General features: G+C 66.0%; 18 protein-coding genes. 9 read left to right on the top strand and 9 right to left on the bottom strand.

The window, feature by feature from the left end; translation table 11 throughout:
• Positions 1-17 precede the first annotated feature (17 nt).
• From KF837_39880 to KF837_39870, 3 genes are read left to right on the top strand one after another with little or no spacing between them, the layout of a single operon-like run.
• Positions 18-1,352 carry a TolC family protein gene (locus tag KF837_39880; GenBank protein ID MBX3233551.1) on the top strand — a complete coding sequence of 445 codons (1,335 nt, stop codon included), beginning with the start codon at positions 18-20 and terminating at the stop codon, positions 1,350-1,352.
• Positions 1,342-2,748, top strand: coding sequence for an efflux RND transporter periplasmic adaptor subunit (locus tag KF837_39875; protein ID MBX3233550.1), 1,407 nt, complete (start codon positions 1,342-1,344; stop codon positions 2,746-2,748). Before KF837_39880 ends, KF837_39875 begins: the two co-directional genes overlap by 11 nt.
• Positions 2,745-6,020, top strand: coding sequence for an efflux RND transporter permease subunit (locus KF837_39870; GenBank protein MBX3233549.1), 3,276 nt, complete (start codon positions 2,745-2,747; stop codon positions 6,018-6,020). The genes KF837_39875 and KF837_39870 overlap by 4 nt, the downstream gene beginning before the upstream one ends.
• On the opposite strand, the gene KF837_39865 is transcribed toward KF837_39870, so the two are convergent.
• Together KF837_39865 and KF837_39860 are read right to left on the bottom strand one after the other, a co-directional pair.
• Positions 6,007-6,555 (bottom strand): PKD domain-containing protein, encoded by a 549-nt coding sequence (locus KF837_39865; GenBank protein MBX3233548.1) that lies wholly within the window; start codon positions 6,553-6,555, stop codon positions 6,007-6,009. The two genes, KF837_39870 and KF837_39865, sit on opposite strands and share 14 nt — an antisense overlap.
• Positions 6,556-6,667: 112 nt before the next feature.
• Positions 6,668-7,159: a hypothetical protein gene (locus tag KF837_39860; GenBank protein ID MBX3233547.1), complete on the bottom strand. Its 492-nt coding sequence runs from the start codon at positions 7,157-7,159 to the stop codon at positions 6,668-6,670.
• 141 nt (positions 7,160-7,300) lie between these two features.
• Here KF837_39860 and KF837_39855 point away from each other — a divergent pair, with 141 nt between their 5' ends.
• Positions 7,301-8,182, top strand: coding sequence for a HAMP domain-containing histidine kinase (locus KF837_39855; protein ID MBX3233546.1), 882 nt, complete (start codon positions 7,301-7,303; stop codon positions 8,180-8,182).
• Positions 8,179-9,453 (top strand): sigma-54-dependent Fis family transcriptional regulator, encoded by a 1,275-nt coding sequence (locus KF837_39850; protein MBX3233545.1) that lies wholly within the window; start codon positions 8,179-8,181, stop codon positions 9,451-9,453. The genes KF837_39855 and KF837_39850 overlap by 4 nt, the downstream gene beginning before the upstream one ends.
• Here the strand turns inward: KF837_39850 and KF837_39845 are convergent.
• Positions 9,410-10,150 carry a PepSY domain-containing protein gene (locus tag KF837_39845; GenBank protein ID MBX3233544.1) on the bottom strand — a complete coding sequence of 247 codons (741 nt, stop codon included), beginning with the start codon at positions 10,148-10,150 and terminating at the stop codon, positions 9,410-9,412. The two genes, KF837_39850 and KF837_39845, sit on opposite strands and share 44 nt — an antisense overlap.
• Positions 10,147-10,986, bottom strand: a complete 840-nt coding sequence (locus KF837_39840; GenBank protein MBX3233543.1) for an alpha/beta hydrolase — start codon at positions 10,984-10,986, stop codon at positions 10,147-10,149. Before KF837_39840 ends, KF837_39845 begins: the two co-directional genes overlap by 4 nt.
• Before the next feature lie 156 nt (positions 10,987-11,142).
• Between KF837_39840 and KF837_39835 the strand changes: the two genes are divergently transcribed.
• Both KF837_39835 and KF837_39830 read left to right on the top strand, forming a co-directional pair.
• The gene (locus KF837_39835; GenBank protein MBX3233542.1) at positions 11,143-12,078 is read left to right on the top strand and encodes a hypothetical protein; all 936 of its coding nucleotides are present in this window, start codon (positions 11,143-11,145) and stop codon (positions 12,076-12,078) included.
• A gap of 120 nt (positions 12,079-12,198) precedes the next feature.
• Complete coding sequence (locus tag KF837_39830) at positions 12,199-12,702, top strand: hypothetical protein (GenBank protein ID MBX3233541.1); 504 nt, start codon at positions 12,199-12,201, stop codon at positions 12,700-12,702.
• 41 nt (positions 12,703-12,743) lie between these two features.
• Here KF837_39830 and KF837_39825 read toward each other — a convergent pair whose 3' ends face one another.
• Positions 12,744-13,073, bottom strand: coding sequence for a hypothetical protein (locus KF837_39825; protein ID MBX3233540.1), 330 nt, complete (start codon positions 13,071-13,073; stop codon positions 12,744-12,746).
• Positions 13,074-13,305: 232 nt separating this feature from the next.
• Here KF837_39825 and KF837_39820 point away from each other — a divergent pair, with 232 nt between their 5' ends.
• On the top strand, positions 13,306-13,878 hold the full coding sequence (locus tag KF837_39820) for a TetR/AcrR family transcriptional regulator (protein MBX3233539.1): 573 nt from the start codon (positions 13,306-13,308) through the stop codon (positions 13,876-13,878).
• 8 nt (positions 13,879-13,886) lie between these two features.
• Here KF837_39820 and KF837_39815 read toward each other — a convergent pair whose 3' ends face one another.
• The 3 genes from KF837_39815 to KF837_39805 form a co-directional block, all read right to left on the bottom strand.
• Positions 13,887-14,231: a cupredoxin domain-containing protein gene (locus KF837_39815; GenBank protein ID MBX3233538.1), complete on the bottom strand. Its 345-nt coding sequence runs from the start codon at positions 14,229-14,231 to the stop codon at positions 13,887-13,889.
• A 140-nt stretch (positions 14,232-14,371) separates the two neighbouring features.
• Entirely contained in the window at positions 14,372-15,508 is a 1,137-nt protein-coding gene (locus KF837_39810; protein MBX3233537.1) for a hypothetical protein, read from the bottom strand.
• Between the two features lie 11 nt (positions 15,509-15,519).
• Positions 15,520-17,298 carry a DUF4209 domain-containing protein gene (locus tag KF837_39805; protein MBX3233536.1) on the bottom strand — a complete coding sequence of 593 codons (1,779 nt, stop codon included), beginning with the start codon at positions 17,296-17,298 and terminating at the stop codon, positions 15,520-15,522.
• A gap of 254 nt (positions 17,299-17,552) precedes the next feature.
• On the opposite strand from KF837_39805, the gene KF837_39800 reads away from it, so the two are divergent.
• Positions 17,553-18,599, top strand: a complete 1,047-nt coding sequence (locus KF837_39800) for a hypothetical protein (protein ID MBX3233535.1) — start codon at positions 17,553-17,555, stop codon at positions 18,597-18,599.
• Positions 18,600-18,912: 313 nt separating this feature from the next.
• Here the strand turns inward: KF837_39800 and KF837_39795 are convergent, their stop codons facing one another.
• Entirely contained in the window at positions 18,913-20,031 is a 1,119-nt protein-coding gene (locus KF837_39795; protein ID MBX3233534.1) for a hypothetical protein, read from the bottom strand.
• Between the last annotated feature and the right edge of the window lie 73 nt (positions 20,032-20,104).

The following is a 20,104-nucleotide window of genomic DNA, read 5'->3' as shown; positions in this document are numbered from 1 at the left end:
ACTTCGAAGGAAAGCTCATGTCGATGTTCACCCCCGGTCGGGGCGTGCTCGTCGCGATCTCGGTCCTCGCGCTCTCTGCGCCAAGGACGGCGATCGCCGACGCGATCACGGCCGGCCCGCTCGATCGCACCACCGTTCTCCGCGAGGCCGTCGCACGCCATCCGTCCGTCGCTGCCGCCGATCAGCGCGCTCGGGCCACCGCCTTCACGGCGAGCGCCGCAGGCAAGCTGCCGCCGCCGGAGGTCATGCTCCAGATCTGGCAGGTCCCGATCGCGAAGCCCTACGCCATCTCGAACGCGGGGATGGTGATGGTCGGCGTCGGGCAGAGCTTCCCCGCCCCCGGCGCTCGGGGCGCACGCGAGAGCGCGGGGAACGAGCTCGCCGCGGCCGAACGCGCGATGGTCCAGGACCGCGTCCGCATTCTTCGCCGCGATGCAGACCACGCCTTCGCCGACTACGTCGAAGCGACGGCGCGGCACCGCATCCACGTCGAGCATCGCGCGATCGCGGCCCGCGCGCTCGAGGTCGCGCGCGCGCGGCTTGGGGCCGGCGCTCCCCTCACGGACGTCACGCAAGCGGAGGTCGAGCTGGCCCGCGTCGAGGCGGACGTGATCGGCGACCGCTCGCGGATGATCGGAGCGCGCGGGCGACTGAATGCTCTCCTCGCCCGAGACGTGAACGCTCCGCTCGGTCCGCCGGTGAGCGGCGAAGCCGAGACGGCGGCGTGGGATCTGCGCGAATCAATGGCGAAGGCGTTGACCGTCCGCCCCGAGGTCCGCGCCGCCGCGGCGACGAAGCGGGGACGGATCGAAGAAGCGCGCGCCGCGAAGAAGGAAGCCACGCTCCCGTCGTTCAGCGTCGCCGCGCTCTACTTCGCGCCCGTCGGAATGATGCCGGTCCACGGCTACGGCGCCAACGCGTCGATGAGCCTTCCCTGGCTCTGGGGCGACGCGAGCGCGCGAGGCGAAGCCGCCGACGCGCAGGCGCTCGCCGCGCGGCGAGATGCAGAGGCGGCGACGATTCCGGTGACGGCCGAGGTCGCGCAGGCTGATACGAATCGGCTCGCCGCCGCGCTCCGGCTTCAGGCCCTCCGCGACCGGGCGGTCCCCGCGACGAAGCGCTCGTTCGAGGTCGTGTGGGCCGGATACGAGACCGGACGCGTGGACATCCTCACGCTCCTGTCCGCACAACGCGCCGTCGTCGACGTCGAAAGCGAGGTCGTCGCGGCACGCGCGAGCCTGGACCACGCGCTCGCGGAGCTCGACGCCGCGGTTGGACAAGAGGTCCCGCGCCGCCCGCTCGGGCCGCTCACCGATTCGATGCTGCAGGGAGGAGACGACGATGGGCGCTGAACCGCACGAGACGGAAGAGCCGATGGCGGAGGGCGAAGAGCGGCCGCCGCGCGGCGCGAAGACGATGGCGATCGTCCGCTGGGTGTTGGTTGTCGCCGCCGCGACGCTCGCGGGCTTCATGTGGCTCTCCTACGCGACGACGCGGATCTCGACGGCGCAGAACGGGACCGCAAAGGCGGCGCCCAAGTACCAGTGCCCGATGCATCCCGAGGTCGTCTCGAACGAGCCCGGGGAGTGTCCTATTTGCCATATGGACCTCGAGCTCATTGCCACGGACCGGGGCGGCGTGGCCGAGCCCGACGCAGACGGAGCAGCAGAGCCGAGCATGGATGCCGGACCCGACGCGGCACCACGGAAAGCGCCCTCGATGGTCGGCACGACGCCGGGCAACATCCCCCCGGGCACCACGCCGGTTAAGCTCACCCTCGACCGCATCCAGTCGATCGGCGTCCGTACGGCGACCGCCGAAGAGCGCGCGTTGAACGGCGGCCTACGCGTGACGGCGATCGTCGTCCCGCCGGAGCAAGGGGTCAGCGAGGTCCACGTGCGTACCGCCGGCTTCGTGGAGGCGATCCAGGTCGATCAGACCGGGATCGCGATCGGCGCGGGCCAGACGATGCTCTCCGTCTACAGCCCCGAAGCGCTGCAGGCGCAGAACGAGCTCCTCACCATCAGCCGCTGGGCGGGCGACGCCGGCGCGGCGTCCGCGAGCGCGGCGGCCCGGAAGCTCGAGCTGCTCGGCATGTCGCCGGTCGAGATCGATCGAGTGGCCACGAAACGGGAGACCATCCGCGCAATCGCGGTGACAGCGCCACGCGGCGGTTTCGTGACGAAGAAGAACGTCGTCCTCGGCTCGTACGTCACGCCCGAGATGCTCCTCTACGAGGTCCAGGACCTCTCGACCGTGTACGTCGTCGCCGACGTGCTCCTCGCGGACGCGAGCGCGCTGCGACCCGGCGTCGACGGCCGTTTCGTCCCCACCGCGCGCCCTGACGATGCGATCACGGCGAAGGTCGACCTCGTTTACCCGCTCGTGAACGCGGAGGCGCGGACGCGGCGCGTGCGAATGCAAATTCGCAATACCGCGAGCCGTAGATATACGCCTGGCGAATATGGGACGGTCGATCTGTCCGTGAGCGCACGCTCTGGAGTCGCGATTCCGCGGGACGCGCTCGTCGAAACCGGTAATGCCAAATATGTCTTCGTCGTCGAGAAAGAAGGCCGCTTCACGCCCCGCGTCGTTGCCGTTTCCGGCAGCGACGGCGAACGCGTGATCGTCGTCGACGGGCTCGCCGCCGGAGAGCGCGTCGTCTCGGGCGCGACCTTCCTCATCGACTCCGAGAGCCGCCTCCAGGCGTCGATCGCGCAGGCGACGCCAGGCTCGGACAAGCCATGATTGGTTGGATCATCGACCTGTCGGCGCGCTACCGCTGGCTCGTCCTCCTCGTCTACGCCGCGCTCGTCACGGGCGCGTGCGTCTCCGCGAAGCGCGTGCAGCTCGATGCGATTCCGGACCTGTCGGATCCGCAGGTCATCGTGTTCTCGGAGTGGAAAGGACGCTCGCCGACGCTCGTCGAAGACCAGGTGACCTATCCCGTCGCCAGCGCGCTCCTCGCTGCGCCACAGGTCACCGCGGTGCGCGGCTATTCGATGTTCGGCATGTCGTTCGTGTACGTGCTCTTCGACGAGGGCACGGACGTCTACTGGGCGCGATCCCGCGTGCTCGAATACATGAGCGCGCTCCGCGCGAAGCTGCCGAACGACGTCACGCCTGTGCTCGGCCCGGACGCGACCGGGATCGGCTGGGTCTACGAGTACGCCCTCGTCGACAAGTCTGGCCGTCACGACCTCGCGGAGCTGCGGACGCTGCAGGACTTCACGCTCCGCTACGCGCTCGAGAGCGTCCCCGGCGTCGCGCAGGTCGCCACGGTCGGCGGCTACGAGCGCCAGTACCAGGTGACGCTCGACCCCGACAAGCTCCGGGCCTACGGGCTCCACGTCGAAGACGTCGCCGGCGCGATCCGGCGGTCGAACGGAGAGGTCGGCGGCCGAGTCCTCGAGATGAGCGGTCGCGAATATTTCGTGCGCGGCCGCGGCTACCTCGAGAACCTCGGCGACCTCGGACGCGTCGCGATTCGTGCCGGCCCGGACGGGACGCCGATCCGCGTCGGCGACGTCGGTACGCTCCAGTTCGGCGGCGACATCCGACGCGGTCTCGCGGAGCTCGATGGAAAGGGCGAGACGGTCGGAGCCATCGTCATGGCCCGCTACGGCGAGAACGCGCTCGATGTGATCGCGCGGGTCAAGTCCAGGCTCGGCGAGCTGAAGTCCGCTTTGCCGGAGGGGGTCGAGATGGTTCCGACCTACGATCGCTCGACGCTCATCGAGCGCGCGATCGCGACGCTGCGTAGCTCGCTCACCGAGGAGGTGATCGTCGTCAGCATCGTCATCCTCGTCTTCCTCCTTCATTTCCGGAGCGCGCTACTCCCCATCATCAGCTTGCCCATCTCCGTCGTGCTGGCGTTCATCCCGATGTACCTCTTCGGGATCCCGGCAACGATCATGAGTCTGGGCGGGATCGCGATCGCGATCGGCGCGACGGTCGACGCGGAGATCGTCATGATCGAGGCCTGCCACAAGGCGCTCGAAAAGGCGCCACCGGATCTACCGAACGCGCAGCGGGCGAAGCTCCTCCACGCCGCCGCGAAGGAGGTGACGCCCGCGATCTTCTTCTCGCTCCTCATCATCGCGCTCTCCTTCATTCCGGTGTTCGGCCTGAACGGACAGGCTGGCCGCCTGTTCAAGCCGCTCGCTTACACGAAGACGTTCGTCATGCTCTCCGCCGCCGTCGTCAGCATCACACTCGCGCCGGCGCTCCGCGACCTCCTCGTCCGCGGGCGCATCCGCACCGAGAAGAACCATCCCGTCTCGCGCGCGATCATGGGCGTCTACGAGCCGTTCGTGTACGTCGCGCTGCGGAACCCGAAGACGACCCTCGCGATCGGCGTGTTCGCGCTTCTATCGGCGATTCCGCCATTCCTGAAGCTCGGGAACGAGTTCATGCCGCCGCTCAACGAGGGCGACATTCTCTACATGCCGACGACGCTGCCGAACGTCTCGATCGAGGAAGCCAAGCGCCAACTCGAGCATCAGGACCGCGTCCTCGCCTCCTTCCCGGAGGTGAAGAGCGTCTTCGGTAAGGTCGGTCGCGCCGAGTCGCCGACCGATCCTGCGCCGCTGTCGATGGTCGAGACGGTCGTGCAGCTCAAACCGCGCGAGCAATGGCCGAAGGTGCATCGCCATCGCTGGTTCTCGAAGGCCCCGGAGTTTCTCAAAGCCCCTCTTCTCGTCTTCTGGCCGGAGCAGGACCAGGAGCGGTGGGACGAGCTCATCGCGAAGATGAACGCGAAGCTGCAGATGCCTGGGTGGACGAACGCCTGGACGATGCCGATCAAGACGCGCGTCGACATGCTCACGACCGGTGTGCGGACGCCGGTCGGGGTCAAGGTGTTCGGTGCCGATCTCGCGGCGATCGAGGCGGCTGGAACCGAGCTGGAGGGCGCGATGCGCGCGGTCCCCGGAACGAGGAGCGTCTTCTACGAGCGCTCGCTCGGGGGCGAGTACGTCGACGTCGTGCCGAACCGCGAAGCGCTGGCGCGTTACGGCATGCAGGTCGACGACCTCAACGACGTCGTCGCGACCGCCGTCGGCGGCGAGCCGGTGACGACGACGGTGGAAGGCCGGCGTCGCTTCAGCGTCAACATCCGCTATCAGCAAGACTTCCGGAGCACGCCGGAGAAGCTCCGGGAGGTGCGCATTCCACTCCGCGGCCGACCGGGCGCCGACGTCCCGCTCCGGGAGCTGGCGGACGTGCGTATCGTCGACGGCCCGCCGATGCTGCGCAACGAGGCCGGGCTCCTCGTCGGGTACGTCTACATCGATATCGAGCCGTCGCGCGACATCGGCGGTTACGTCGAGGACGCGAAGGCGGCGGTCGCCGCGGCGCAGGCCCGCGGACAGGTCCGGCTCGGGCCAGGCATGTACATCCGCTGGACCGGCCAGTACGAGCTGCTCGAAGGCATGCGCGAACGGATGCGGATCCTGATTCCGCTCGCGCTGCTTTCCATCGCGCTCTTGCTCTATTTCCAATTCAAGCACTTCACGGAAGTGCTGATTGTCTTCCTCTCCATCCCGTTCGCGCTCGTCGGGAGTGTGTGGCTCCTCTACGTGCTCGATTACCGTATATCGACGGCGGTGCTCGTCGGTGTGATCGCGCTGGTGGGGCTCGCCGCGCAGACCGGCGTCGTCATGATCGTGTACATCGATCACGCCTTCATCCGGAGGCTTCGCGTCGGCAAGATTCGTGACCTGAACGACATCATCCATGCCCATACGGAAGGCACGGTGCGCCGCGTTCGCCCGAAGGTGATGACCGTCGCGACGATGCTCTTCGGGCTCGTTCCGCTGCTCTGGGCCCACGGGAGCGGCGCCGACGTCATGAAGCGCATCGCGGCGCCCATGGTGGGCGGTCTCCTCTCGAGCGCGTTCCTCACGCTCGAGCTGATCCCCGTGATCTACACCTACTGGCGTTACTCCCAGCTTCGACGAGCGCAGCGTACCGGCCGCCCACTCGCTGAGGTCTGCGGGATCACGCTCACTGAATCGTGAACGTGACGGTCGCCGTCGTCGACGCGCCTGCGCCGTCCGTCGAGGTCAGCGTGATCGTGTGGCTGCCTTTCACGGTGAACGTGTGATTGAACGTCTCGCCTGTTCCGATCGTGCCGCCGCCGATGCTGTCGGTCCAGACGAGCTTCGCGCCGGTGATCGGAACGCAGTTGGCATCCCGCCCACGTCCGGAGAACGGAACGGACGTGTTCGCATCGCGCGTCTCGGTGCCGGGATGAAAGATGACGGCGCCGGGACACGGGTCGCCCGCGTCGTTGAATTTCTGCGGAGCGGCGTCGGCGTCCTTGCCGGCGTCTTCGGGTGGCGGCTGTCCACCGGAGCTGGAGCTGCTCGAGCTGGTGCTGGTTCCGCTCCCGCTGCTCGAGGAAGACGAGCCGGCCGCGACGCACGTGCTCGACAGACACTGCAGACCGGCGTTGCACGTCCCATTCGCGAAGCACGGCCCGCGCTCAGCGCCTGCGACGGGTCCCGTCGCGACCTCCGCATCGGATCCGCCACACGCGATGGCGCTCGTCATCAACGCAACGAGCGTCACGGCAAGTCGTTTCATGGGCATACCCCCGACGGCACCAGGCCGAGCCTCGAGAATAGCCGCCGCGTCGGGGCCTTCGCGAGTGTGACCGGCAGCGTTACACACGGCGCTTTCGCGTGGGACGTCGGGAGCCATTCCTAGAATGGCACGCGCGATGACGACGGCGACACGCTCCACGCTCGTCCGGCGGTTGGCCATCGCGTTCACGCTGAACCTGGTGCTCTTCGCGATCACGCTCGGCGTCGTGGTGCACGCGACGACACGGCTCGACGCGGCAGATGCGGACGTCGCGCGCTTCGATCGGGCGAAGGACGCCGGACATCGCGTCTCGGCGCTCGTCCGCGAGCAGTACATCCACCAGGCGCACACGATAATCGAAGGAAACCGGTCCCATCTCGGCCACTACGAAGACATCGCGAGACTGACGCGCGAGGCGATCGCGACGCTCCTGGGCGTCGTCGAGGAACCTCGAGACCGTTCGGACGTCGACCTGATCGGCGCGCTCGTCCAGCGCAACGACGACGAGTTCCACACCCTCACGCTCGCGGCGATCGACCGCGGCAGCGCGGACGAGGTGAGACAACTTCATGCCGGCACCGAAGCCGTCGTCGTCGACGCACTCCGGAAGATCGGCGCGCTCAACACGAGGTTCGAGCGCCGAACCATCGAGGCTCGCGCCCGCGCGGACGCGGTCCGCCAGCGCACCCGCACGACCGCGGTCACCTGCTTCGTGCTCGCGGCCTTCCTCGCGGCGCTCGGCGCGGCGCTGACGACGCGATGGATCGCCTCGCGGGTGACGCTGCTGCGCAATGGCACGCGCGCCATCGGCCGCGGTGATCTCAACGCGCGAATTCCCATCGAGGGTCACGACGAGTTTGCCGAGATCGCGCGAGGGGTTCACGAAATGGCGGCCAGCCTCCAGCGGCATCACGACGAGATGCTCCGCGCGCAGCGGCTCGCCTCGATCGGTCAGGTCGCGGCCGGCGTCGCGCACGAGATCAACAACCCTCTCGGCGTCATTCTCGGATTCGTGAAGACGATGCGCCGCTCGGATCGGCGCGACGACGAGGGCCTCGACGTGATCGAGGAGGAGACGAAGCAGTGCAAGCGCATCGTCGAAGGCCTCCTCGATCTCGCAAGACCGCAGGGGCTCGCCGTGGAGACGTTCGACGTCGTGAAGCTCCTGCAAGAGTGCGTGGACCGCCTCCGAAGCAGCGGGCGCTTCGACGAAATCTCCTTCGTCGTCCCCGCTGGCGGTCCCATATCAGCCATCGGCGATCCGGGCCGGCTGCGCCAGGTCTTCTCCAACGTGATAGCGAATGCGGCCGAAGCGGTTCGGCCGGGCGGCCACGTTTCGGTCGTGGCGCGATCGTGGGACGCCGGGGTCGAGGTCACGGTCTCGGACGACGGGCCGGGGATCGCGCGCGACGTCCGTAACCGCCTCTTCGAGCCGTTCGTGACGACGAAAGCGGGCGGCGTCGGGCTGGGCTTGGCGATCGCCCATGCAATCGTCGACGCGCATTCTGGAACGATCGACTGCGGCGACGCACCGTCCGGCGGGACGACGATGCGGATCGTGTTGCCGCTCGACGCGAGCAAGCGGGCTGCGTGATGGCCAAGCCGCGGGTCCTCGTCGTCGACGACAAGCTCAACTTCCATGCTCTCTTCCGAAGGCTGGCGGGCACTGAGCTCGATCTTCTCACTGCGGCGAATGGGGAAGAAGCACTGCGCCTCCTCGCGCGTGAGAGCGTCGACGTCGTGGTTTGCGACGTGAAGATGCCGGGCATGGATGGCCTCGCTGTCCTCAAGCAAATCAAGACCTTGTACCCGGACGTCGAGGTGATCCTGATGACGGCCTTCGCCGCCGTCCCCGACGCGGTCGAGGCGCTGCGGGCGGGCGCGCATCACTACCTGACGAAGCCGTTCGACCCCGACGACGCGATGGATGCGATTCGGGGCGCGCTTTCGCGGCGCGGGAAGGCCGGCAATCGCGGCGTCCCGAAAGGGCGGAAGATCGTCGCCGCGAGCCCCGCGATGCGAGCCGTCGTCGACGTGGTCGCGCAGGCGGCGGCGTCACGAGCGAACGTCTTGATCACGGGCGAGGCCGGGACGGGGAAGAAGCTCGTGGCTGCGGAGATTCACGCTCGCAGCGCGCGTGCTCCGGGGCCCTTCGTTGCGCTCGACTGCGACGCGCTTACGGAGGAGGACCTCCGAGCGCCGTTTGAAGCTGCTCGCGCGGGCACGCTCTTGCTCGCGAACGTCACGGAGCTTTCTCTTCCGCTCCAGGCGAAGCTTTTGAATGCCCTGCAGCGGGCCACGGTCGACGTGCGCGTCGTCGCGGCGACGACGAACGACGCCGCGACCGCTGTCGCCGACGGACGCCTGCGCCAGGACCTGTTCTACCTTCTCCATGTCGTCGCGATTCACGTCCCACCGCTGCGCGAACGCCGCGAAGACATCGTGCCGCTCGCAAACGAATTCCTCGCCGCGGCGCCGATCGACGAAGGGCGCGTGCTTCGATTCAGCGAGGACGCTCTCACCGCGTTGAACCAATATTCTTGGCCGGGAAACGTTCGCCAGCTCGAGAACGCCGTCTCCCGCGCGGCGGCGCTCACCCGAGGCAATGAGGTTCTACGGACCGCGTTGCCCGAAGAAATCCTCGAAGACGGTGAACCGCCGGAGGTGGACCTCGCGACCCTCACGTACCGCGAGGTGCTCGCGCTCTCGCGTGACCGCATGACGCGCGAATACCTGATCGCCGTCCTCAAGGCCGTAAAAGGAAACGTCACGCAGGCGGCGGAGCGTGCCGGCGTCGAGCGCGAGAGCGTGCATCGTCTGCTCAAACGCTACGGTCTTCGCGCGGACGACTATCGCGAGCGGTGACCCGCCTCATCGAACGCGCGATACGTGTCCCCCACAGGACGCCGCCGCTGATCGTCACGAGAAGACCGATGCTTGCCGCCACGACGAGCAGCGTGGACCGGTAGTTCGTACGATCCCAGTAGGTCATCGTGTGGAGGCTCCAGAAGAAATCGTAGATGCGCCATGTGTCGTTCCGCCGCGCGGTCACGTCGCCGGAGACGGCATCCACCCAGATCGCGGTGCCTTTGCCATCGGCGAGCACCACACGCCACGCAGGCAGTGGCTTGTCGCGATACTCGATCGGTGCGTCTCGCGCGACCGACTCGGCGCTCGCGTCGACGGCCACGGAGCCTTGGTCCGCCTTCGCGATCGCGATGGCCTCGTCGCGCTCGACGGGCACCGACGCTGCGGTCCGAGGGTCAAGGCGGATACGCGATAGCGAGCCGGTGATCACCACGCGTGGCGCCCCGCCGATCGTGCGCACCTCGATCTTGCGCACCTCCCCGACCCCGTTGGCGCGGGCAGCCCGAGCGAGCTCCTCGGCGGACAGCATCCCCGAGACGTCGAGGCCGCTCGGCGGAACGCCTTGGGTGCTCGGCCCCATGACGCGTTCTTTCGGCACGGCTGCGAAGAACAATCCGGAGACCATCCACGCGAGCATCTGCAGGACGGCGACGGCGGAGAGCCAGCGGTGGAGGGCGTAGAGGCGGCGGTTCATCGGCGCTCCGCTTTCGGGCGTTCACGAAGCTCTCGCAGGAACTCGATAATCTCGGGCGCGAATTCATCCGCGAAGTCGCTCGCCGTTCGGAGCGCGTTCGACATCGTCGCCGTGCCGAGTCGTGCGCGCGGCAAACGCTCCGCAAGGTTCCTCGCGAGCGCGGCCGGATGGCGCCAGTCTCCGCCGGCGAAGAGGAGAGCAGGCATCGGGAGGCCGTAAAGCTCCTCCGGCCCCTTGAACGCGCGGTCATGACCGATGTGAGCGGCTGCGGCGATGCTCGCGACATCCATGTCGTCGATCGCCTCCCGCACCATCGTTCCGATGACGGGCGACAGCTCCGGAAGGATGGGAGCCCAGGCCGCGTTGATTCCGCCCGTTCGCGCGCGCTCTGCAAATGCGTCCATGAACGCGGTCTCCGCTGCTTTCGCTGCGTCGTCCTCGATGTCCTCGACGCTGATGAGGACGAGCCCCGAGACGCGCTCGGGGTGCGCGACCGCGGTTCGGAGGCTAATCGTCGTCCCGAGCCCGGCGCCTCCGATGATCGCGCGGTCGACGCGCAACGCGTCGAGGAGCGCGACGACGTCGTCGACGTAACGTGCCCACGTGTGTCGAGTCGGGTCACGACAGATCGACGCGCCATAACCGCGCACGTCCGGAAGCACCACCACCGCTTCGCTCGCGAGACGCTCGCTCAAAGGCACGAGGCTGCGGTGGTCCGGCCCGCCGCCGTGCATCAGGACGAGGAGCGGAAGATCCGAAGGCCGGTCCGTCGGAAGATGCGTCGCAAATGCGGCGAGCGGACAGCCATCCAAGCCGGCGTACGCGATCCGGTGCATCGCCGGCGAGTATGCCTCGTCCGCTGCCGACGCTTGGCAGGTCGAAGGATCGAAGGCACCGTAACCGGCTCGGTTACAGTTTTCTTTCGCAAAATCATACAATTAAGCGCGCGAGAAGCGGTTGCGCGTGTAGGACATCATGCTACGTACCCCGCCATGCGTGGTCTCTACCTTTCCCTCTCGGCGCTCGTCCTTGTCACCGCAGCCTGCTCGACCGAGGTCGACGCCGAAGGCGCCGCTGTCCAGGACATCATCGCGCCGCCCGCGGGAGATGGAACCTATCGCGTCGCGGTCTCCGCGGACCCCGTCCAGGCCGGCGAGACCTCGCGCCTCACGCTGCGCGTCGTCGATCCCAACGGCCGGCAGGTGAAGGAGTTCGACGACCTCCATACGCAGCCGATGCACTTCGTGGCGGTCAGCTCCGATCTGAAGAGCTTCCTCCACCTGCACCCGGCGCTCGAGGCGAACGGCTCGCTCATCGTCGATGCGCCGATCACCGCGTCGCAACCGTACAAGCTGTTCTTCGAGTACGACCCGAAGGGCCCCGCGACCGCTCAGACGAGCACGTCGTCGCTCGCGCCCGAGGGCGCCGCGGCCGTCGCGCCGAACCTCGCGGCAGGGCCCATCTTCAGCGGCAACGCGCTTCGCTACACGATCGCGGACGACACGCGGGTCGAGCTCCAGCCGATCCCACACGGCATGATCATGCCGGGCATGGCGGCGACCCTGAAGGTCGCGATCAAGACGCTCGCGGGCGCGCCCGCCACGGACATGGTCGACTGGCTCGGCATGCCGGGTCACGCCATCGTCCTCTCGGAAGACTCGTCGACGTTCATCCACGCTCACGGCATGCCGGCCGGCAGCGGCGGACATGGCGGACACGGCGGACACGACATGCCTGCTGCCCCGGCGACAGGTCACGGCGGACACGGCGGACACGGCACGACGCCTCCGGCGGCGGGGTCGACCGCGTCGGTCCTCGACGTCGAGGTCACCCTGCCGAAGGCTGGCCTCTACAAGATGTTCATGCAGGTGAAGCGCGGCGACCGCGTCATCACCGCCCCGTTCGTCCTTCGCGCGACCGCGATGTAACGTGGGTCGATGACGAAGGACTCGAGCGACCTCTCCGAGAAGACGAAGCGGCGCTGGGAACAGGTCCGCCACAACCTGCTGAAGGAGAGCGACCGAGGGGCCGCTCTCGTCGGCGGCGCGATGATCGAGGAGGCGCTGAAAGGGCTCGTCCTCGCGACGCTGCGTCCACCGGAGCAAGGAAAGGTGGCGAAGGTTCCATCGGGCCTCCGCATGTTCTCCGCCGTGCTCGAGTATTCCGAGGCGATGGGTCTCATCACTGCGTACGAAGTCCAGGACGCGGAGCAAATCCAAGCGATCCGAAACGGGCTCGCCGCGCACGTCATCGGGCCGCACGACGGCCAATGGTCGTTCGAAACCACGGACGTCCGGCAGCATCTCGCCCGGTGCGTCGTACCTCGCCCGGCCGCCGACAAGCGGCCGCTTCGCGACGTCTTCAGCCACATCGTCATCCAGCTTGCGGCGACGCTCTGGCAACGCGAGGAAACGGCCCGTGAGCTTGCGCGCACGAAGGGCCGTAGCGCCGCGATCGGGTATCTCCTGAGCGCGGTCGAGAACGGCACCGACGTGTACCTCGAGCACTTCGACGAAGACCCGCCGTCCTCGGACGGCGGTTCGAACGAGTAGACGCGTAGGACGCGTGGGACGAGGGACGGTGAGCCGAGCGCTCAGACGGCGCTCTTGCGAAGCCGTCCCCACGGTTTGTAGACGCTCAGCGCCTGCACCATGAGGAGCACGACGAGACCGCCCGCGCCGTGGACGAGGGGACGATGCAGCTCGGGACCAACGGGGCGTCCCGATGCGGCAGCGGCGGCGATCCGTTCGATCGGTCCGAGTTGAGCCATGAGAACGACGGTGCAGAGAATGACGAGCACGAGCTTCGCGACGACCCAGTAGTGTTGGAGGAGCCCCCACTTCGTGCCCGCCGCCGACACGACCCCCGTGACGAGCGACGCGAACGCGCACGGCACGACGGCGTAGCGGACGACGATGTTCATCGCAACGCACGCGCCGCTTAACGTCGACGCGTCTTCAGTGCGCGCCGCGCCGATCGCGAGCGCCAGGAAGGCGACGACGGCGCCAAGCCATCCGGATGTCGCGAAGAGATGCGCCTCGAGAGCGAATTTCCTCGTCCGTGAAGTCATCATGGAAGCACCTCAACGTTTTTCGATACACAGTGTATGGATCGATACAGCGTGTCTCGCAAGAGCGGCGTAGTACATTTTGTCGATGCCTCCGAAGCTGTGGAGCGCGACGATCGACGAGCATCGCCACGACGTTACGGCCGCCATCCTCGACGCGACGGCGGTCCTGGCGCACGAGCTGGGCATCCGGAAGGTCACGATGTCTCTCGTCGCCGAGAGGGCCGGTATCGGCCGCGCGACGCTCTACAAGTACTTCCCCGACGTCGAGTCGATCCTCCTCGCGTGGCACGAGCGCGAGGTGTCGCATCACGTCGAGCAGCTCGCGAAGCTGCGCGACAGCGACAGCGACGTGTTCGAGCGACTACGCGCAGTGTTCGAACGCGTCGCGCAGGGACGGCGCGACCACGGGGGAGACCTCGCCGCAATGCTTCACCGTGGCGCGCACATGCATCGAGCGCACGATGCCGTCCGGACGCTGATCCGGGATCTTCTCGTCAGTGGCATCGGGAGCGGTCGAATCCGGAGTGACGTTCCGCCCGATGAGCTCGCAAGCTTCTGCGTGCACGCGCTGTCGGCGGCGAACGGGGTACCGTCGAAGGGCGCCGTGCGACGCCTCATCACCGTCACGCTCGACGCACTCCGCACGCACGGTGCGTGAGCGCCGGCTCAGTTCGCGGCGACGACGACGGAGCTCTTGTACATCCCCATGCCGCACTGGAAGGTCAGGGTCTGTTCCTTGTCGGTCGGGATCGTGATCGCCACGGGCTCTCCCTTCGGGAGATCCTTCTTCACGTTCAGCTCCGGAAACACGACCGACGTGGCGCACGTATCGTCCGTCGTGCGCGTGAAGAGGAGCGTCGCTGGCTCGCCCTTCTTGAAGTGAACCGAGCTCGGCTTGAATCCCTTGTCGTCAGCGGTGACTTCGATGGTTCCTGGAGGCGGCGGCTTCTTCGAGCAACCTCCCACAACGAGGGCTCCGAGGATGAACGGAAGGACGAACGAGCTGCGCATCGCCGATTGATAGCGGCAGGCTCATGCAGCGCCAAGCGCGACGAGCGGCGGCCTTCTTTGGACGTGCCAGCTCACGCTCGCAGGCCCGACGCCGTTTCGAACCGCATGACCAGAACGGCGCGTCCGGAGCCACCTGCCGCCTAATCATCCCGGTGGAACATGCCTTGATGAAACATCATGGCGACGAACCTCTCGCTCACGCGCGATGCGAAATCCTGAATCTGCGCCTCCGTAATCGCGGTCCCATCGGGCGCTCCGAAAGTCTCCTTCAGCGACTTCTCGATCAGCGATCGAACCGCGGCCTCCCGTGCCCTACGCATGACGTATGGCATGAGGCGATTCATCGCTGCCGCCTGCGACTCGAGCCAGCTCGAATAATGGGCCTCGGAATATCTATGGTACGCGGGTACTTCAATCGATGCGTCCTCATGGGCGTCCAGCCGGTCTCGCCCGCCCAATTGATCGACGCGGTAGGCCGAAGTGAAGGAAGACACCATTGGCCCGACGCCGAGCCGCACCGTGAATTGAAGCTGTCCGTACAAGACGACCAGCCCAAAAACGTCACCCGTTGCGCAGTCTCCGTTCAGCACCACGAGATGATCGACGTCGCCAAACTGTCGACCTTCAAGAGCAAGATCGATTGGCGATGTGTTGAAGGCGAGAAAGTCCCATGGGTGGCCGTCACCATCGAGCACGAACTTTCGCACCGCGTCGAACCCGGAGCCGAGGAACAGGTCGCTCCGCTGGTATGCGAGCAGATTGCACGCAGTCTTGAGGATCCCACGCCAGACGTTGCTGTCATATTCGAGCGAGATCTCGAGGTCCGGTATGTGCTCTTCGCCGCTCTTTGCGATCTTCTCGAGAAGCTCGATCGGCAGCGAGTGCTTCGCCAATACTCGGCGCATGAGCTGCCTCGCCTCGCGCATGCTGCGAGCATGCCCTTCGATCGCGAGTTTCCCCTCCCTCTCGTCGACATCGATCCGAGGCGCGGCCATCTCAGGCTTGCCCCCAGGAAGCAAATTGAAGAGTCGTCCGTCCTTCGCCTTCACGCCCCGAAGCGGTGGCGGGGAGCGGCCATCGGCAGCCTTCGCATCGAGCAACACGCGGATCGGCAGCAGACAATCTGCCAGCGCGATATCGATGGTGGCGCCAAACCGATCATTCGTCGACTTGTCGAGCAGCGCCTTCGAGGCGAGGCGACCGCCTAGCGAATCAAGGAGAATGTGTTCCTCCGAGATCGTCTCGATGGGAGTCTTCTTGTAGACATCGTAAGGCATGAGCGTGCTCGCTAGGACGCATCACCAGGCGCGTTATCACCTGCGGCGGAAGGCTCACGCTTCCTCGCGTCCAAAGCGAACACGGTGCAGAGCCGTAGCGTGAGCCACCAAAAGTAGATTGCCTCCGACGAGTTGTAGTCCTCGTCGTCGAGTAGCCCGTGCGCCTCCACGTTGCGCAGATTGGTCCCGAACCGCTCGTTTAGTAGTCCTCGCAGATCGAAGACGAGATCCTCGCCCAAGATGCTGCGCGCTTCCTCGGAGCCAAGAAGATGCCCGAGCAGGTGAGCGTCCTGAATACCATCTTCATCCAAACCGAAAGCTCTTCCTCCAGAGATCTCGACGATGTTGCGCAGCGAATTTTCGATCTGAGGAACGAGCAGCGATGTGGCGATCATGAAGTCACCGCGCAACCCCGCCGCGAGCCCGCGGGCAAACTTCACTTCACGCCCCGAAGGGACGAATGGGCTCGTTCGAACGAGCGGAAGAAAGTCGCCGTCGCCAAATGGATGCTCCTCAAGCACAAGCCTGCGCGCATGATTCAGGACTGAGGCCATGATGTGCTGCATGCGCCGCGCATCTTGAAAGAGGATCGCGTCCGCATCGTCGTCCGGAAATCCGTTTCTCCGGCCAGTTGTTCGTCCGGTCTTCGAATCTACGATTTTCTGAGGGATGAGAAATTGAATCGGACTCGCAGACGCGCGCTCGCGGAGAGACTTCCTCATTTCATCGACGCTCGGCGAGCCCGCCAACGTCGCGAGGGCAACGAGCGCCTCGTTGAATGTGGCCTTACCGCGAACTGCCTCGAGCGCTTCACGGACTTCTTCCTCGATGTTGATGGCGCTGCTGAAGGTCTGGAAGCTCGCGGTCGAACGCTCTTGGTACTCGCGCATCTTTGCTAGCAACTCGTCCACGCGATCGCTCGCTTTTCCGATCCGACGGTAGATCGCGACGGCACGCTGCACGTGCGACGCAGCCAGGCCGGGAGGCTCGCTTTGCGCTGCCATGCGAACGAACGCTTCGGCCCCGGCAACCCGACACGATCGCGCTCTCTCTCGGTCAGAAGCTCGCTCGAACCAGCCAGCTGCCACGGCCGACAGTCGCTCGGCCCGCCAGGCATCGTTCTGCTCTGCCGCCGTTTGCGCCATCGCCTCGGCTCGCTCTCCGTACTTCGCCGCGTCGGTGTCGCGCGCGCGGCTCTCCAGAAGGAGCTCCAGCAAGCTGGCAGAGAGATAGAGCGGGTCCTTCCCGGCAAGACGCTCGATGGCATCTGCGATGAAGTCAACGACGGTTTGGAAGAGTTGGTTCTTCCGTCCGAGGCTCGCCGCGATCTGATACGCGCGCTTCGTCCTCGCGAAGCCCCGGGACCACTCCTTCGGATCCTCGAACTCTTTGGCGGCGGCGAGATACCCGCGGGTGGCGGCCTCGGCCGCGACCCGGTCCTTCTTGCGAAGCCAGAGGACATCCGCGACGCGGGCTTGGAGCTCGGCCCCGCCCATCTCGGCGTAGACCGATCCCAACACCTGCAGCTCGGGCTCCGAGATCGCGTCGTGGAATTGATGGCCAAGCGGCGCATCCTCAACGTCTGGACGGAGCACCGGACGACAGATGCGTTCGAGCAGATCGAGTGCCGACGCGCGCTCCAGAGCCCCCTCCGCCTTCGCGCGGACGGACTTTTCCGCGAACAACTGCGCCAGCTTCTGACAGTCTGCGAGGCCTGCAGACGCCACCACGTCCTTCCAACCAGATGCTCGAAGGTCGTCGGCGGTGATTGATCGGATCGGTTCTCCCATGGCTCGGCTCAATGCATGGCAACGAGCGGGCCGAACGTCCACTCTCTTTCTGCTTTAACGCACACGGTCGCGGGATTCATGAGAGCGATTGGCCGCCGTGACCTCGACGGCCTTGTCGACCCTCGCGGGCAGAGTCACCTCGTTCTCGACCCGATCGACGATGTACGGCGCCCGACTGCCACGAACCGGAGCGACGTACAAACACGACGACCGCGACGTGGCGCACGGGCGACTTCGCGGTGTAGAACACCGTCGTGAAGGTCCAGCCCATCGACTTCCGGCGCGTCTACGCTGAGCGCATCGAGGGCCGTAAGCTCATCTACCTCGACAACAACATCTGGATCCTTCTGCGCGACGGCGGCGCCGCGAAGGCATGCCGCGATCATTGTTTGGAGGCCGTGCGGAAAGGGCGCGCGATCTTTCCGGTCTCGTACGCGGCCGTCAGCGAGCTTTTCGGAATCCCATCACCTTCGCTTCGCGCGAGCCAAGCGGAGCTGATGGACGCGTTGTGCATGGGCGTGACGTCGCGCAGTCCCGAGATCATTTTTCGGCTCGAAGCTCGCCATCTCTACGCTCGGCTCTTCGAGTCCGCGGAATCTCGAATCCTGCGCAACGAGGCGTACACGAGTCTGCCGGATTATCTCGGGACGGGCGAGCTCGAGTTCGCGGCGGATACCCCTGCGTCTGTCGTCGAAGTTGTGATCAATGCTTGGAATGATATCGACCTTCCGGGTCGTTCGCTGCGCTGGCTGAGCCAGGAGATCCCCAGCGCCGCTCAAACCGAACGCCACGCTGAGAAGTTGAAGGAGTACGTAGCTCTAATGGAGAACCTGCGCGCGCGTCGTCTCGCTGATCCGAAAGAGCGAAGTCTCGACCGCAATACGGCCATCCTTCGCGAGCGAGTGGCACTCTTTCGTTCATCCGTCATCCCCGCCTGCCAAGACCTGTTGGCGCGCGACTGCGGAGCCGACGCGGCCGAGATTCGCCGCCGATTGTCTGAGCTCGGAGCCGGAGAGATCGGTGGCAAACGAATGACTCAACGTTTCCGTGCCTCACTCCCGTCAATGGAGGTCGCGGCACAACTCCACGGGATGCGAGCCGTCGACCTGCAACGGCGTACGCGCCCGCAAGACTTCTGGGACATCGAGCACGCAAGCTTCGCGATGGTCTACGCCGACGCCTTTGTGTCCGCCGACGGAGGTCTCACCGCACTCCTTGAAGCGAAGACAATGCCGCCGACGGCGTCGGCGAAGGTCCTGAAAACGGTCGACGCCCTCGAGCAATGGCTTGGCGCGGCGTGAGCTCGTGACAGTCGTGATTTGCCCAGCACCTCGGCATCCTTCGCAAGCCGTCGTCGAACCGCCGAACCAGCGTCTTGGGCGCCCACCCGTTTCTGACGATTCACGCGCGAACCCGTCAACGGAGCCGCAACCGGCGCCGAGCGCGGAGCGTGCTTCCCGAACGGGACGTGCAATGCGGGCCTGAACTGCCTCTCGAACGTATGCGTCGTCCCGCCTGGAAGCCTGCTTCTGGCGTGAGCTTCGAGCAAGGATCCGAGATAACGATGCGTTGCTCAGCGGCCGCGGTTTGCAACATTTGTTGCGCGACCGTGATTCAGTTCCCCTGATTGAGCTCCACGAGCTTCCCATCGGGTCCCCAGATCTTGACGTCCGGCGGACCAACGACGCGGCCTGGAAGCGTCTCAGGTGAAGGCACCGCGAGGGCGATCTCGTGCGCCCGACCACGGGCCTCGGCAAGCAGAGCGCTGCACTCCATACAACCGGCACTGTTGATGGTCTCCGGCCACGTCTCTTTCCGCACGAAACCGAAGCCTAAAACGGCATAGATCACTGTGCCGAAGAGCTGATCGAGCGAAGCGGCCGAGTACATCACCTCGAGACTGGCTCCCCCCTGCACGCTCAACCGATTCGGGCAGCGGATCCTGTAGCCCCCCGGCCAGATCCTTCGCACCTCGTAGGTTCCATCTTTCGCTTGCGCCGCATCCTTCAACGGCTGCCCCTCTTTATCCATCGCCAGCAGCCGCGCGGCCCTCACGATGTCGAAAGTCAGGGCCAGGCTGCTCGGCAACGAATTCTCGTCGCCGCGCAATACCTTCTCACCAAACCACGCTCGCGCTTCCGCCGCGTTTCCTGGCGCCTTTTCGGTAACACCGACGAGATGCAGTGCGAAGCTCGGAGCACCGACCGACTTGTGCCACTTTAGGATGCGAAGAAGTGCGGTCCTTAGCTGTCCTCCGCTAACGACCTCGTCGATGACGGCGAGTCGCTCTACGCTTTGCGCTTTGAAAGCGTCCAATATCCCGCGCAGCTCGGCATCGGGGTTGTGGTTACCCGTCTTGTGGCTGAGACCGCGCCCGTGGACAATGCGCTTCTCGAAGAGGTGTCCGAGTCGACGCCGGAGGACCCAGTCTAGGCCCTCGCTTCCCGTCATGAACCCGAGTACCGCGCTGCGCTCTCGCGTCGGCTCCGTAAACCTCTCGACGGACCGAACGACTTTAACGAGCGCGATGGCGTAATTGAGCACGTCGTGCGCGTCGTGCTCGATCGGCTCGTCCGTCTTCTCGACGGGAGCAGCGGAGTAGTCCGCTTCGATGGGATGGGCGTCGAAGGATTCGACCCGTCTTACGGCGGGCGGTGGGGTCGGTCGCACCTCCAAGAGGTCACGGTCGCACTTCGGGCAGATCTGGAGGTTCTGCGCGACCTTCGGATCCATAGGCGGGTCACCCTGGCAATACATACAGAGGTTCATGAGGTCCTCGTGACCTCAGGGTAACGCGAGAGAGGCT

It is taken from the genome of Labilithrix sp. (assembly GCA_019637155.1).
Classification (GTDB): domain Bacteria; phylum Myxococcota_A; class Polyangia; order Polyangiales; family Polyangiaceae; genus Labilithrix.
This window is presented reverse-complemented; position numbering and strand designations above follow the sequence as displayed.

Coding starts and splice junctions, on each gene's coding strand:
- KF837_39880 (MBX3233551.1), top strand. CDS start 18: ATGTCGATGTTCACCCCCGGTCGGGGCGTGCTCGTCGCGATCTCGGTC.
- KF837_39875 (MBX3233550.1), top strand. CDS start 1,342: ATGGGCGCTGAACCGCACGAGACGGAAGAGCCGATGGCGGAGGGCGAA.
- KF837_39870 (MBX3233549.1), top strand. CDS start 2,745: ATGATTGGTTGGATCATCGACCTGTCGGCGCGCTACCGCTGGCTCGTC.
- KF837_39865 (MBX3233548.1), bottom strand. CDS start 6,555: ATGACGAGCGCCATCGCGTGTGGCGGATCCGATGCGGAGGTCGCGACG.
- KF837_39860 (MBX3233547.1), bottom strand. CDS start 7,159: ATGAAGTTGTCTCACCTCGTCCGCGCTGCCGCGGTCGATCGCCGCGAG.
- KF837_39845 (MBX3233544.1), bottom strand. CDS start 10,150: ATGAACCGCCGCCTCTACGCCCTCCACCGCTGGCTCTCCGCCGTCGCC.
- KF837_39840 (MBX3233543.1), bottom strand. CDS start 10,986: ATGCACCGGATCGCGTACGCCGGCTTGGATGGCTGTCCGCTCGCCGCA.
- KF837_39835 (MBX3233542.1), top strand. CDS start 11,143: ATGCGTGGTCTCTACCTTTCCCTCTCGGCGCTCGTCCTTGTCACCGCA.
- KF837_39830 (MBX3233541.1), top strand. CDS start 12,199: ATGATCGAGGAGGCGCTGAAAGGGCTCGTCCTCGCGACGCTGCGTCCA.
- KF837_39825 (MBX3233540.1), bottom strand. CDS start 13,073: ATGAACATCGTCGTCCGCTACGCCGTCGTGCCGTGCGCGTTCGCGTCG.
- KF837_39820 (MBX3233539.1), top strand. CDS start 13,306: ATGCCTCCGAAGCTGTGGAGCGCGACGATCGACGAGCATCGCCACGAC.
- KF837_39815 (MBX3233538.1), bottom strand. CDS start 14,231: ATGCGCAGCTCGTTCGTCCTTCCGTTCATCCTCGGAGCCCTCGTTGTG.
- KF837_39810 (MBX3233537.1), bottom strand. CDS start 15,508: ATGCCTTACGATGTCTACAAGAAGACTCCCATCGAGACGATCTCGGAG.
- KF837_39805 (MBX3233536.1), bottom strand. CDS start 17,298: ATGGGAGAACCGATCCGATCAATCACCGCCGACGACCTTCGAGCATCT.
- KF837_39795 (MBX3233534.1), bottom strand. CDS start 20,031: ATGGATCCGAAGGTCGCGCAGAACCTCCAGATCTGCCCGAAGTGCGAC.